General features: G+C 72.5%; 7 protein-coding genes. 5 read left to right on the top strand and 2 right to left on the bottom strand.

Translation table 11 applies throughout. The annotated features are described in order from the left end of the window. Nucleotides 1–160: 160 nt before the first annotated feature. Nucleotides 161–2,680, top strand: a complete 2,520-nt coding sequence (locus tag OHA21_RS43235; protein ID WP_442875002.1) for a putative bifunctional diguanylate cyclase/phosphodiesterase — start codon at nt 161–163, stop codon at nt 2,678–2,680. A gap of 36 nt (nt 2,681–2,716) precedes the next feature. Then, the gene (locus OHA21_RS43240) at nt 2,717–4,708 is read left to right on the top strand and encodes a thioredoxin domain-containing protein (protein ID WP_328465309.1); all 1,992 of its coding nucleotides are present in this window, start codon (nt 2,717–2,719) and stop codon (nt 4,706–4,708) included. On the opposite strand, the gene OHA21_RS43245 is transcribed toward OHA21_RS43240, so the two are convergent. Continuing rightward, on the bottom strand, nt 4,709–5,269 hold the full coding sequence (locus OHA21_RS43245; protein ID WP_328465311.1) for a Uma2 family endonuclease: 561 nt from the start codon (nt 5,267–5,269) through the stop codon (nt 4,709–4,711). Nucleotides 5,270–5,443: 174 nt separating this feature from the next. Here OHA21_RS43245 and OHA21_RS43250 point away from each other — a divergent pair, with 174 nt between their 5' ends. Together OHA21_RS43250 and purE are read left to right on the top strand one after the other, a co-directional pair. Then, a complete protein-coding gene (locus OHA21_RS43250) occupies nt 5,444–6,586 on the top strand; it encodes a 5-(carboxyamino)imidazole ribonucleotide synthase (RefSeq protein ID WP_328465313.1) in 1,143 nt (380 codons plus the stop codon). Then, the gene (gene purE / locus OHA21_RS43255; protein WP_328465315.1) at nt 6,587–7,084 is read left to right on the top strand and encodes a 5-(carboxyamino)imidazole ribonucleotide mutase; all 498 of its coding nucleotides are present in this window, start codon (nt 6,587–6,589) and stop codon (nt 7,082–7,084) included. 18 nt (nt 7,085–7,102) lie between these two features. Here purE and OHA21_RS43260 read toward each other — a convergent pair whose 3' ends face one another. Beyond that, nucleotides 7,103–12,271, bottom strand: a complete 5,169-nt coding sequence (locus OHA21_RS43260; RefSeq protein ID WP_328465317.1) for an SCO7613 C-terminal domain-containing membrane protein — start codon at nt 12,269–12,271, stop codon at nt 7,103–7,105. Between the two features lie 229 nt (nt 12,272–12,500). On the opposite strand from OHA21_RS43260, the gene OHA21_RS43265 reads away from it, so the two are divergent. Next, the gene (locus OHA21_RS43265) at nt 12,501–13,655 is read left to right on the top strand and encodes an acyl-CoA dehydrogenase family protein (RefSeq protein ID WP_328465319.1); all 1,155 of its coding nucleotides are present in this window, start codon (nt 12,501–12,503) and stop codon (nt 13,653–13,655) included. The last annotated feature ends 161 nt before the right edge of the window (nt 13,656–13,816 follow it).

Raw genomic sequence — 13,816 nt, forward strand, 5'->3', positions numbered from 1 at the left:
GGTCCGTCAAGCCCTGTTGCGTTCATCGGTATTGATTTAGCCTTCCGCCGGGGGCCGACACGGCCCCGGGACCCTGCGCGGAAGGGGGCGCCGACATGGACACAGTCTGGCGCAAAGTCTCCGCGAAGCATTTGCACGTGCATCTTCCTGTGCACCCGGTGTGGGTGCCATCGTGACGATCCGTGATCACTCGTGGCTCGGTCGCCCGCGACCCGTACGCATCCTGACGGTCGTCGTCGTGGTGGCGGCCCTGGCCGCTGTCGTGCTCGGCGCCCTGCAGCCGGCGGACCTTCCGGCCGACCGCCCGCTCTCCCCGCTGGACGGCGTCTGTGTCGCCGCCGTCCTGGCGGCCATCGCCCAACTCGCCGGCCTGCGCTTCCGGCTCGGGCCGGACGCGGTCTCGGTGAGCTGGGCGGAAGCGGCCGTCGTGGTCGGCTTCGTGGTCGCGCCGGCCGGCTGGCTACCCGCCGCTACCCTGATCGGCACCGGTCTGGCCTGGTCGCTGCTCTCCTGGCTGACCGGGATCCGCAACACCGCCGAGGTGGTCCATCTCATCGCCTCGATGACCCTCGGGGTGGCCGGCGCCGCGCTGGTCACCGCGCTGCTCGCCGGGGACGCGCCGCTGGGCAGCGCCCGCCTGCCGCTCGCCCTGGTCGCCGGTGCGGTCACCTATCTGCTCATCACGTTCGGGCTGGTGGTGCTCACCCTCACCCTGCACCGGGACGTCGAGCCGACCCAGATCGCCACCCGGGTGCTGCACGCCAAGCTGCCGATGTCGGTGGGCAACGTGCTGGTCGGCCTCTGCGCGGTGTTCGCGCTGGCCCGCGAGCCGCTCTGGCTGGTCGCCTTCGGGCCGGCGCTCTGGCTGCTGCACCGCACCTACCGGTTCCACCTGCGCGCCGCCGAGGAACGCCGGATGTGGGAGGCGTTCGCCACCGCCACCGCCCGGCTGCCGGGGACGAGCGAGGCTGAGGTGGCCCGGGCCGGGCTGCGCGGCGCCCTGGACGTCTTCGGCGCCCGTCGTGCGGAGCTGGAGGTGCACACCGGCAACGGGAACCGGCGCTACACCCAGGACGGCCCCGGCGAGGACGAGGCGCCCGGTGGCCGCTCCGGTCCGGCGATCACCCGCAGCATGGCGGTGGCCGGCCGACCGGTCGGCGAGCTCACCGTGTGGCTCGGCGAGCCCAATCTGCCGGTGCCGCAGGACGAGGCGGCCATCACGGCGTACGGGGAGGCGCTGGCCGGGGCGTTGCACGACGCGGCGGCACACCAGCGGATGATCGAGCTGGACGCCCGGGCGGCCCATGACCGGATCCACGACCCGCTGACCGGGCTGGTCAACCGGACGGCGTTCGCCGGCGTCGGCGATCCGCTGCTGCGCACCCTGGACCGGGGCCGGCAGGTCGCCGTGCTGCTGCTCGACGTGGTCGACTTCCGGCAGGTCAACAGCACCCTCGGGCATCGCGGCGGCGACGAGGTGCTGCGCCTGGTCGCCGGGCGGCTCACCGACCTGGCCCGGCCGCAGGAGATCGTGGCGCGTACCGGCGATGACGAGTTCGCGCTGCTGGCGCCCACGGTTGCGGCGCTCGCCGACTCCGCGGCGTGGCCGCAGGGCGAGCCCAGCCCGCTGCCGGCGGCCCTGCGCCGGGCTCGGGAGCTGGTGGAACAGCTGCGGCTGCCGATGGAGGTGGCCGGCGTACGGCTGGCCATCGAGGTGACCGTGGGCGTGGTCGTGGCGCCGGCCGGCCAGGTGGAGATCGGCGAGCTGCTCCGGCGGGCGTCGCTGGCGGTCGGTACGGCCAAGGAACTGGGCGTCACCGTCGGTACGTACGACAGCGGGCAGGACGCGAGCAGTACCGATCAGCTGGCCCTGCTCGCCGAACTGCAGGACGCGTTCGTCGCCGACGACCAGATCGTGCTGCACCTGCAGCCGGCCGTGGATCTGGTGACCTCGGTGCCGACCGGGGTGGAGGCCCTGGTCCGGTGGCGGCACCCGCGGCGCGGTCAGCTGTCGCCGGGCGACTTCCTGCCCGCGGTGGAGCGCAGCGAGCTGCTCATCCCGTTCACCCGGCGGGTTCTGGACCTGGCGCTGGCCGCGGCGGCGAGCTGGAACGCGCACGGCATCGATGTGCCGGTTTCTGTGAACGTGTCCGCACGCAGCCTCACCGACCCGACGTTCCCGGCTCAGGTCACCGAGGCGCTGCGCCGGCACCGTACGCCGGCGTCGCGCCTGGTCCTCGAGATCACCGAGTCGGTGGCGGTGAGCGAGCAGGAGATCGTCGACGAGGTGCTGGCCCGGCTGCGGGCGTCCGGCGTACAGGTCTCGCTGGACGACTTCGGCACCGGGTTCTCGTCGCTCGCCTCGGTCACCCGGATGCCGGTCGACGAGATCAAGATCGACCGGTCGTTCGTGGACGAGATGATCGACTCGGCGGCGGCCGGGGCGGTCGTGCGCGGGGCTGTCGAGCTCGGGGCCCGCCTGGGCGTGCGGGTGGTGGCCGAGGGCATCGAGACGATGGAGCAGCGGGCGGCCCTGATCGCGCTCGGCTGCCCGACCGCGCAGGGCTACCACTTCTGCAAGCCGATGCCGGCCGACAAGATCGTGCAGGCGCTGACCCAGTTGGCCGCGACCACCCCCGCCGCCCAGATCACGCCGCTGCGCGCCGAGGACGCCTCCTGATCGGCGAACCGCGTTCTGCGTGAGAGGGTTGCAGACATGGCCAACCGTCTCGCCGAAGCCACCTCTCCCTACCTCCAGCAGCACCAGGACAACCCGGTCGACTGGTGGCAGTGGTCGCCGGAAGCGTTCGAGGAGGCCCGCCGGCGCGACGTCCCAGTGATCATCTCGGTGGGCTACGCGGCCTGCCACTGGTGCCACGTGATGGCCCACGAGTCGTTCGAGGACGACGGGATCGCGCAGCAGATGAACGACGGCTTCGTCTCGATCAAGGTGGACCGGGAGGAGCGGCCGGACGTCGACGCCGTCTACATGACCGCGACGCAGGCCATGACCGGTCAGGGCGGCTGGCCGATGACGGTCTTCGCCACTCCGGACGGTGACCCCTTCTTCTGCGGCACCTATTTCCCGAAGCCGCACTTCGGCAAGCTGCTCGACTCGGTCACCACGGCGTGGCGGGAGCAGCGGGAGGACGTGCTCAAGCAGGGCGCGGCGGTGGTCCAGGCGGTCGGCGGGGCCCAGCTGGTCGGTGGGCCGACCGCACCGATCTCGGCCGATCTGCTCGCGGCGGCAGCGGGCGGCCTGGCCAAGGAGCACGACGAAACGTACGGCGGGTTCGGCGGCGCCCCGAAGTTCCCGCCGCACATGAACCTGCTGTTCCTGCTGCGGCACCACGAGCGCACCGGCTCGGCCGAGGCGCTCGAGATGGTCCGGCACACCGCCGAGCAGATGGGCCGTGGCGGCCTCTACGACCAGCTCGCCGGCGGTTTCGCCCGGTATGCGGTGGACAACACGTGGACCGTGCCGCACTTCGAGAAGATGCTCTACGACAACGCGCTGCTGCTGCGGGTCTACACCCAGCTGTGGCGGCTGACCGGGGACGCGTTCGCCCGGCGGATCGCCGACGAGACGGCTGAATTCCTGCTGCGCGACCTGGGCACCGGGCCCGGCGGTCTGGCGTCGGCACTGGATGCCGACGCTGAGGGCGTCGAGGGTCTGACGTACGCGTGGACGCCCGCCGAGCTGATCGGAGCTCTCGGCGAGGCGGACGGGACGTGGGCCGCAGACCTGTTCGGGGTGACCACGGCCGGCACGTTCGAGCACGGCAAGAGCGTTCTGGTGCTGGCGCGTGACATCGACGCCGCCGATCCGTCGCTGGTCGCCCGCTGGCAGGACGTGCGGCAGCGGCTGCTGGCGGCCCGCGCGTCCCGGCCGCAGCCGGCCCGCGACGACAAGGTGGTCGCTTCCTGGAACGGTCTGGCGATCACGGCTCTGGCCGAGCACGGCGTGCTCACCGGGTCGGCTTCGTCTCGGGATGCAGCGATCACGCTCGCCGGGGTGCTGGCCGACCGGCACCTCGTCGACGGCCGTCTGCGCCGGGTCTCCCGGGACGGTGCGGTGGGTGAGCCGGCCGGGGTGCTCGACGACTACGGGTGTGTGGCCGAGGCGTTCCTCGCGGTCCACCAGATCACCGCCGACCCGCGGTGGCTCGGGCTGGCGAAGGAGCTGCTGGATGTGGCGCTGGCCCACTTCGGCACCGGCGAGGGCGGGTTCTACGACACCGCCGACGATGCGGAGAAGCTGCTCACCCGCCCGGCGGACCCGACCGACAACGCCACCCCGTCCGGCGCGTCGGCGATCTGCGCGGCCCTGGTCGGGTACGCGGCGCTGACCGGCGAGACCTCCTACCGTGAGGCGGCCGATGCGGCGCTCGCCACGCTGGGCCCGCTGATCGGCGGCCACCCGCGCTTCGCGGGTTACTCGGCGGCCGTCGCGGAGGCGGCGCTCACCGGCCCGTTCGAGATCGCCGTGGCCACGAGCGACCCGGCAGATCCGCTGGTCGCGGCAGCGTTCCAGCAGGCGCCGGGCGGCACAGTGATCGTCGTCGGCGAGCCGGACCGGCCTGGAGTGCCGCTGCTGGCCGACCGCCCCCTGACCGACGGCGCCGCCACCGCATACGTCTGCCGCGGCTTCGTCTGCGAGCGGCCGGTGACCACCGCCCAGGACTTGGGCATCCGCCTCAAGCAGTGATCAATGGTCTCGCGGTAGGAACTCCTGTGGATCCGACTGCAGTAGCCAGGTGAGTGGCTTCTCGGCAGTGGTCTGGTAGGCCCCGTTCACGAGTCGATACATCGTCACCGTGTTGGCTGTGTCGCGTGCCACCGTCCAGTACCGCGGGATGCCCGCGGCGGCATACTCCTTGACCTTGGTGACCTGATCTGTCGCCTCGGAACCTGGAGAAACGATCTCGATGACCAGTAGGAGGTCATCGACATCCAGCCAGACTGCATCCTCGGGAGGGCGGGACCAGAGTGCCAGGTCGGGGATGCGCCCGGCATCTCCGGCCGGCCCAGGGATTCGGATGCCTGGCACCTGAATGATCTGGTCGCCGGACCAGCCGGCCCTGCCGAACCACAACATCAAATGGCCGGCGATCTTGGCGTGCTTACTGTCGGGGGGCGGAACCACGGAGAGCACTCCTTGGGTGCTTGTCTCATATCGGTGTCCGTGCGTGTCCGCCGCGATCATGGCGGCCAGGTCGTCGAGCGTGATGACGGCGGGCATCAACCGGCCGATGGCCTCTGCGCTCATGCCGGTCATGCTACTGGCGACGACCGACATTTTCGTCACTCGTGGGGCGGGGCACCGGCTGGCGGTAGCGCCCGCAGGGCGGGGGGCAGGCCGGTCGACGTGGGGAGGTGTAGGCGTACCGGGAATGGGGTTGATTTTTCTGGTGAGCTGGACCGTCGCTAGGCTTGACCGGCGATGGATACCCGAACCGGTCTGCCCGTAGTCGGCATGGTGGGCGGTGGCCAGCTGGCCCGGATGACCCACCAGGCTGCCATTTCTCTCGGCCAGTCACTGCGTGTGCTCAGTGAGAAGCCTGATGACAGTGCCGCGCTGGTCGCGGCGGATGTGCCGATCGGCACGCATACCGATCTTGCTGCGCTGCGTGAGTTCGCGAAGGGGTGCGACGCGGTCACCTTCGACCATGAGCACGTGCCGACCGAGCACATCGAGGCGCTCGAGAGTGAGGGTGTGAAGATCTTCCCGGGCTCGAAGGCGCTCGTCTTCGCCCAGGACAAGGGCATGATGCGGGAGCGTCTCGCGGCGCTCGGCGCGCCGGTGCCGCGATGGCAGCGGGTGAGCACGGCCGAGGAGATCGAGGCCTTCGCGGGTGGCTCCTGGCCGGTGGTGGCCAAGGCGACCCGCGGGGGGTACGACGGTCGCGGCGTCTGGATGGTCGGCTCACCGGAGGCGGCCGCGGATCTGGTGTCCACCGGGATTCCGCTGATCGTCGAGGAGAAGGTGCCGCTGCGCCGGGAGCTCGCCGCGCTGGTGGCGCGCTCGCCGTTCGGGCAGGTCGCGGCCTACCCGGTGGTGGAGACCGTGCAGCAGGACGGGATCTGCGTCGAGGTGATCGCCCCGGCGCCGGGGCTGTCCGAGGAGCTGGCCGTCGAGGCGCAGCAGCTGGCGATCGACCTGGCGAACGCGCTCGGGGTGGTCGGGCTGCTCGCTGTCGAGCTGTTCGAGACCGACGCCGGCATCGTGGTGAACGAGCTGGCGATGCGCCCGCACAACTCCGGGCACTGGACCATCGAGGGGGCCCGGACCTCGCAGTTCGAGCAGCACCTGCGGGCGGTGCTGGACTATCCGATGGGTTCCACGGCGCTGACCGCGCCGGTGGTCGTGATGGCGAACGTGCTCGGCGGGGAGCCGGGCGGGATCTCCATCGACGAGCGGCTGCACCACCTTTTCGCTGCGGACCCGGGCGCGCGGGTGCACCTCTACGGCAAGCAGGTCCGGCCGGGCCGCAAGATCGGGCATGTGACCGTGCTCGGCGACTCGTTGGAAGAGGTGCGCGCGCGGGCTGTGCGCGCCGCCAAGTGGCTTCAGGAAGGCGTGTAGATGGGCCCGCAGGTCGGCATCATCATGGGCAGCGACTCGGACTGGCCCACCATGGAGGCCGCCGCGGTCGCGCTCGCCGAGTTCGAGGTGCCGTTCGAGGTCGGGGTCGTCTCCGCGCACCGCACGGTGCGCAAGATGGTGGATTACGCCGAGTCGGCTGCGGACCGTGGCATCAAGGCGATCATTGCGGGCGCCGGGGGAGCGGCCCACCTGCCGGGCATGGTCGCGGCCCTGACGCCGCTGCCGGTGATCGGTGTGCCGGTGCCGCTCAAGCACCTGGACGGCATGGATTCGCTGCTCTCCATCGTGCAGATGCCGGCCGGCGTGCCGGTCGCCACCGTGTCGATCGGCGGCGCCCGCAACGCCGGGCTGCTCGCGGTCCGGATCCTCGGCGCGTCCGACCCGGCGCTGCGGCAGAAGATGGCCGACTTCCAGTCCGGGCTGGAGAAGATGGTCGCCGAGAAGGATGCCGCCCTGCGGAGCAAGCTTCTCGGCTAGCGAGGCCCGGACGCGGCTCTAGCGCATCTGCGAGACCACGTTTCGCAGCTCCTGGGCGCGCCGGCGGCTTTCGCTGGTGGCGCCCAGGAAGAGCAGGATCACGCCGATCGGGATCAGCATCAGCCACGGCCCGCCCAGGGTGAAGGCGAACCGGAACGCGGCGATCACGGTGGCGATGGTGCCGACCACCACCGGGGCCTGCTGCCTGCTCCGCGACCCGATGATCAGCGTGATCACCGCGCCGAGCAGCAGCAACACCTCGCGAACGTCACCGCCGTTGCCGGCCAGCACGATGCCCATGGTCGGCACGAAGGCGGCGAGCAGGGCCGGCCCGTACGCCGCCCAGCTGCTCAGATCGGGCCGGTGATGCGCCTCGACCACACCGACGGCAAGGGCGAGAGCCGCGAACGGCAGCGTGTACGCCTCCGGCAGCCCCACCTCGGCCAGCGCGATGAACAGCCACCAGCCGACGATCTCGAAGCCGACCGCCGTCCAGAACAGGGTCCGCCGCTGGTTGGGGGTCCGGTCCGGGCGGGACGCCGCAAGGCCGAGCACCGCACCCCAGGCGGCCAGCAGCGCGGCCAGGTGTGGCAGTGAGTCGAAGGCCAGGGCGCCGGCGATGATCGCGGACGCATACCCGCACCATTCGACGGTGATCGCCTCGGCCCGGTACTGCGCGAGGCCCAACCGGGGCAGAGCCGCCTCCAGGGAGAGCAGCGCGGCGCCGACGGCGAGTACCCCGAACGCCGCCCAGTGCCGTTCCAGCCCGGCCGCGATCGCTCCGGTCAGCACGAACGCCTGACCCATCAGGGCGGCGAACAGCCAGCCCAGCAGACGTGCCATCTGGGTGCGGCCGCCGATCGCCGCGACCAGGCCGACGCCGACCGCGCTGCCCAGCGTGAACAGGGTGAGCGGCTGCTCGGCGAGACTGCCGGAAAGGCCGGCGCCACCGGCGAGCAGACCGATCACGAAGACGACGTTGCGGGTGCCACGCAGCAGCGGCGCGCGGGTCGCCACCGGGGGCGGGGTGAGGGCCAGTCCCAGCATCGAGATGGTGAAGACCACCAGGGCGGCGCCGGTCGCCGCCGGGAACGACGCGCCCAGCGCGATCGGGGTGATCAGCAGGGTGAGCGCGATACCGGGCAGGACCACCGGCACGGCCTCGGACGCCTTGCCGCCGAAACCGATCGCTGCCAGCACCGCGGCGCCGGTGAGCAGCACGGCCGCCAGGGCGCTGGTCGCGTCGACGTTGCCGGCCGCCGGGTTCGCCAGCGCCGGGATCGGGCCCTCCCAGATCGCCTGCAGCTGCCGCAGGGGGTCGACGAGGGCGGCGCGCAGGGCCGGCGCGAGCGAGAAGAGCGCCAGTACCGTCGGGATCAGGGCCATCGCCACCGCACCGGTCGCCGGGTCGGCGAGCCAGCGCTCGACCCAACCGCCGCGGGTCAGGCCGCTGGAGCGCAGCGCACCGCGGCGCAGACGGGTGTACCGGCTCGACGGTGGGTACTCGATCGGGGCGACCCGCTGCACCGGGGCCGGCACCGCGCCGCGCAGCAGCTCGGCGAGGACGCCGAGGAGTGCGGCCGCAGCGGCGTACAGGGCGGTGGGGTAGTCGGTCGGCACGGACGTGAGCGCCGTGATGGTGGCCCCGAGGACCAGGCCGATCGTCGCCCAGGGCAGGTACTGCGGGATGTGCCGGCCGGCTGCCGCGAGCAGGGCCAGGCCCAGGCTGGAACCGGCCAGCGCGGCGGTCAGCACCACCTGGATGCCGTTGCTCTGGTCGGCGGCGAGGGCGGCGAGGACACCGGGCAGCGCGAGCAGCACCGAGGCGGTCGCGGCGCCGCCGAGCTGGGCGCGGTGCGGGGGGAGCACGGCAAGGGGCGGCTCGTCCGGTGCGATCTCGGCGTACTCGACGGTGGGCGCCGGGTCCTCCGGGGTGCCGACGGACGGGCCGACCGGGACCCGCGCCATCACTGCCACGAGCGCGCCGAGCAGCACGACGAGCAGCAGGGCCAGCGCGGTGGACCAGGGACGGGCCAGACCGGTCGCGGCGGCGTGCAGCAGCACCAGGGCGGCGACCCCGGCGCGGGCCCGGGCCGCTGCGGGCTGTGCAGTGGCGACGGCGGCCAGCGCGTACGCGATAGCGACCGCCCCGCCCACCACCAGGGGCGACCACCAGGGCAGACCGAGCGCCCACGGCGTACCCATCGTGGCGAGTGCGGCGGCCAGCCCGGAGGCGTAGTGCGAATACGGCTTCGGCATCGCAATCGCGGCCGTGATCGCGACCATGACCAGGGCGAACGGCGCCTGCCACGCCCCGGCCGGCGGATCGGTCGAGAACTGGCTCAGGTCGGCGTCCCAGAGCGGCCCCGGCGCGGACAGGATCCGCAGGCTGCCTCCGATCGCCTGCCAGCCGGCGATCACACCGACCACCGCGGCGGCGACGCCCAGTCCCCGGGCGGGTCCGCGCCGCAGATCCTCCTCGAGCAGCGACACCCCCATCCCGACCAGCAGCACCACGACGCCGGCCACAGCGAGCGGCGCGTTCGGGAAAGCGAGGGCGGCGACCCGGGCCAGCGCCCCGCAGATCGCGACGGTGGCGGCCGCGGCGGCGATGTCCGGCCCGTCCAGGCTGCGCTGGTTGTGGCCGCGGGCGTCGATCGACTTGGCGAAGAAGAGCAGACCGGCGGCGCCCAGCAGCAGCGCGCCGACCCAGATGTCGGGTGCGGCGGCGCCGGGGGCGAAGAGCGCGGCGAACGCCATCGAGAGCGCGCCCAGCCCGGTGCCGACGGTCAGCGGCAGGCTGATCTCCCGGTGCGCGACCTGGAAGACCGCCGCGTAGCTCAGCGTGCCGGCCACCGCGAGGAAGCCCGCGGCCAGCGCCGGAACGGTCGAGCCCGCGGTGGGCGGGGGACCGCCGCCGGTGTCGGAGATGGCCAGGGCGGCGGTGACGGCGGCGCCCGGGATCGCCAGCGCGGCGGCGCCGGCGGCCCAGTCACCGACCAGCCAGGCGAAGATGCGCACCGGGATCTGCCGGGCGGCGATCGCGACCATCACACCCGCGCCGGCGATCGCGGTGAGCACCGCCGCGGTCAGCCAGGAGGCGCTGAGCGCGGCGCCGGCGCCGAACAGGCCGACGATGCCGGCCGCCAGCACGTGGGCGATCGCGACCCTGCGGGTGCCGGCCCACAGACCGGCCGCGCCCAGGCCGATGGCCGCCAGCACGAGCGGCCAGGGGGCCTCGGACCAGGGAAGACCCAGGGAGGCGGGCACGGCCAGGGCGGTCATCGCGATGCCGGCGACGGCACCCTCGTGCCGGATGGTGGTGGGCAGGGCCAGTGCGGCGGCGATGGTCAGCAGCAGCGCGCTGAACGCGAGCAGCCAGCCGGCCGGGCCGACCGCGTCGGCCAACTGCTGGGAGTAGGCAGCTGTGTCGGCGTTCCAGATCGGGCGGACCGCGGCGACCGGGGCGATGGCCGCCCGGACCACGTCGACGGCCACGATCAGGCCGATCAGGGCCAGCGCGCCGGTCGACGCGTACTGCGGGCCACGGCGTACCGGCTCGGCCAGCAACCCGACGACGGCGCCGGCCAGCGCGACCACCGCGGCGGCGACGACCAGCGTCCAGCGCGGGGAGACCACGTCGGCGATCCGGGCTGCCGCGCCGATCACGGCCAGGGTCAGCACGGCGCCGGCGATGTTCAGCGCCAAGGGGTGCTTGAGCAGGCGGGCGGCCGCGACGGCGGTGCCGGCGGCGGCGACCAGGATCAGGCCGGAGCGCAGCGCGTCCCCGGTGACCTGGGCCTGCAGCAGCGCCACCGAGGAATAGAGCAGGGCACCCGCGCAGGCGATGCAGAGCAGCGCGAAGGTCAGCTCCCGCAGCCAGTCGGCCGAGGGCGGGGTGGCGGGCGGCGCGAGCGGCATCGAGCCGGCCGGCGGGGCGCCCTCCGGCCGCGGGCCGGGGAAGATCCGGGTGGGCAGCCAGCGCCGCTTGGGCCGGGTGAGGCCCGGGATGATCAGATCCGGTTCCTCCGGGTGGGACTCCGGGCGGGGTGGGGCGTCCGGCGCGTACGCCGCCGGGTCCGCCGGATCGGGCGCGCCGGGACGGCGCGCGAACCGCTCAGCGTCCGCGTCGGCATCGGCGAGCGAGACACGGTCGGCGGCCACCGGCCGGCCCAGCGGCCAGCGTGGCACCAGCCGCCCGGTGCGGATCACCGTGGTCAGCAACAGCAGGTCGAGCACGGCCACCGTGGTCAGGGCCAGGCCCCAGCCGGCCGGGCTCTGGATCATGGGGTACGCGAGAAGCGGCGCAACCGGTTGAGTGGCGATGACCGTCGCGTACCGGGGTGCCGCAAGGCGCGTGACCCCGGCGTAGATGAAGGCGGCCACCGCCGTGATCGCGAAGGTGAGACCCAGGTAGAGGGCGACCGGCACGTCCGGCCCGCCGGTGAGCGCGCTGCCGTGCAACGCATAGAGCGTCATCGGAAGCAGGACCAGCCCGACCGCGGCGATCGTCTCACCGGTCGAGGTCAGACCCCGGCGGGCCACCCCCGGCGCGACGGTGAGAGCGATGCCGGTGGCCAGAGCCAGAATCAGCGTACGCGCGAACGGGTTCGAAACCGCCACCCCGGCGAACACCACGGCTGCCACCCCGAGGAGCAGAGCACCGAGGGCGAGCAGAATGTTCTGCACCGACTGGCTGGACGCTTCCGGCGGATGTTCCATGGTGGCCAGCGGTGGACGCCGCGGCCCGGGCGCCGGCGTCACCCGCTCGCTCGGCGGCGGATCGTCGACCAGGACGGTGACCCCGTCGGAAGCGGCGCCCGGCGGACCGGTGTACGCCGTGCCCGGCTCGGCCCAGTCCGGTGGCGGAGCCGTCGGACGCCGCCGGGCCGACTCGGGCGGCGGCGGCGGTGGTTCCTCCTCGACGGGCGGCTGCTGACCGGCGGCCGGCGGGGGTGGTGGCGGGAAGTCCTCCGGCGACTTGCGGCGCGGGGTCTTGCGGCTCTTGGTGCCCTTGGACTTCTGCGCGTGCGCCAGGATGTCGCGCTGGAACTGGGCCGCCTGGATCTTGCTGGCGATCTGCGTCCGCTCCTTGGCGGCCTGCATGTCCCTTATCTTCAGTGACGCGATGGAGGCATCGATGCGAGCCAGTTCCTCTGCGTACTCGGGCTCGTCAGCCTGCGCCACGGGACCTCCTCGAGCAGCCGGCGGCTCTGTGTAGTTAGAGCATGCCGGTCGGACACCTCATTAGAACAGTCTCAACCAGGTAGAGATCTGCGGAAACGACCCCAACCCGGCGGTTTCCCAGCATGCCCTTTTCCGGACGGCGATATTCGGCACAGGAGCGGTTGTTGCCAGCCGAACGCTACGCGCCGGTAACATGGCGGCGGGACCGCCTGAGGGAAGGTTAAGGAGCATGTCAGAGTTCGACGCCTACCGGCTTCCGGAGGACCACGAGACCATCCGCGCTGCGGTGCGGGAGGTCTGCGACGCGCGGGTCGCCCCGAACGCCGCCGAGGCCGACGAGACCAGTGAATTCCCCAAGGCGTCCTACGAGGCGCTCCGCTCGTCCGACTTCCACGCCCCGCACATCCCGGTGGAGTACGGCGGCGCCGGCGCGGACGCCCTCGCCACCGCCATCGTGATCGAGGAGGTGGCCCGGGCCTGCGCCTCGTCGTCGCTGATCCCCGCGGTCAACAAGCTCGGCACGATGCCGCTGATCCTGTCGGCGTCCGAGGAGCTCAAGCAGAAGTACCTGTCGAAGGTCGCGGCCGGCGAGGCGATGTTCTCCTACTGCCTGTCCGAGCCGGAGGCCGGCTCCGACGCCGCGTCGATGACCACCCGGGCGGTCCGCGACGGCGACCACTGGGTGCTCAACGGCGTGAAGCGCTGGATCACCAACGCCGGCGTGTCGGAGTTCTACACGGTCTTCGTGGTCACCGACCCGGCCGCCCGCTCCCGCGGCATCTCCGCCTTCGTGGTGGAGAAGTCCGACGAGGGCGTCAGCTTCGGCGCTCCCGAGAAGAAGCTCGGCATCAAGGGCTCGCCGACCCGCGAGGTCTACTTCGACAACGTCCGTATCCCCGCCGACCGGATGATCGGCGCCGAGGGCACCGGCTTCGCCACCGCCATGCAGACCCTCGACCACACCCGGGTCACCATCGCCGCGCAGGCCATCGGCATCGCGCAGGGCGCGCTTGACTTCGCTTTGGCGTACGCCAAGGAGCGCAAGCAGTTCGGCAAGGCGATCGCCGACTTCCAGGGCCTGCAGTTCATGCTCGCCGACATGGGCATGAAGCTGGAGGCGGCCCGCCAGTTGACGTACGCCGCCGCCGGCAAGAGCGAACGCGGCGACGCTGACCTGACCTACTTCGGCGCGGCCGCTAAGTGCTTCGCCTCGGACGTGGCCATGGAGATCACCACGGACGCGGTCCAGGTCCTCGGTGGGTACGGCTACACCCGCGACTACCCGGTCGAGCGCATGATGCGCGACGCAAAGATCACCCAGATCTACGAGGGCACGAACCAGGTCCAGCGCATCGTGATGGCCCGCCAGCTCCTCAAGGACTGAGCCCTTTTCTCGCGAGCGCTCCGGCCGGGATCCCCGACCGGAGCGCTTTCGTGTGCCACCTCCGCGGCGGCCGTGAACCCTGGGCACAGCGGACGGCGTACTCCATGGCATGGCTGGGTTCGAGAGCATGACTGCCGGGAGTTGGAGCGAGGCTCCCGCTC

The sequence above is a fragment of the Actinoplanes sp. NBC_00393 genome (genome assembly GCF_036053395.1).
Lineage (GTDB): Bacteria > Actinomycetota > Actinomycetes > Mycobacteriales > Micromonosporaceae > Actinoplanes.

Excerpts from the sequence above, each read along its gene's own strand:
- purE (WP_328465315.1), top strand. The coding sequence starts at position 6,587 with ATGGGCCCGCAGGTCGGCATCATCATGGGCAGCGACTCGGACTGGCCC.
- OHA21_RS43265 (WP_328465319.1), top strand. The coding sequence starts at position 12,501 with ATGTCAGAGTTCGACGCCTACCGGCTTCCGGAGGACCACGAGACCATC.
- OHA21_RS43250 (WP_328465313.1), top strand. The coding sequence starts at position 5,444 with ATGGATACCCGAACCGGTCTGCCCGTAGTCGGCATGGTGGGCGGTGGC.
- OHA21_RS43245 (WP_328465311.1), bottom strand. The coding sequence starts at position 5,269 with ATGAGCGCAGAGGCCATCGGCCGGTTGATGCCCGCCGTCATCACGCTC.
- OHA21_RS43240 (WP_328465309.1), top strand. The coding sequence starts at position 2,717 with ATGGCCAACCGTCTCGCCGAAGCCACCTCTCCCTACCTCCAGCAGCAC.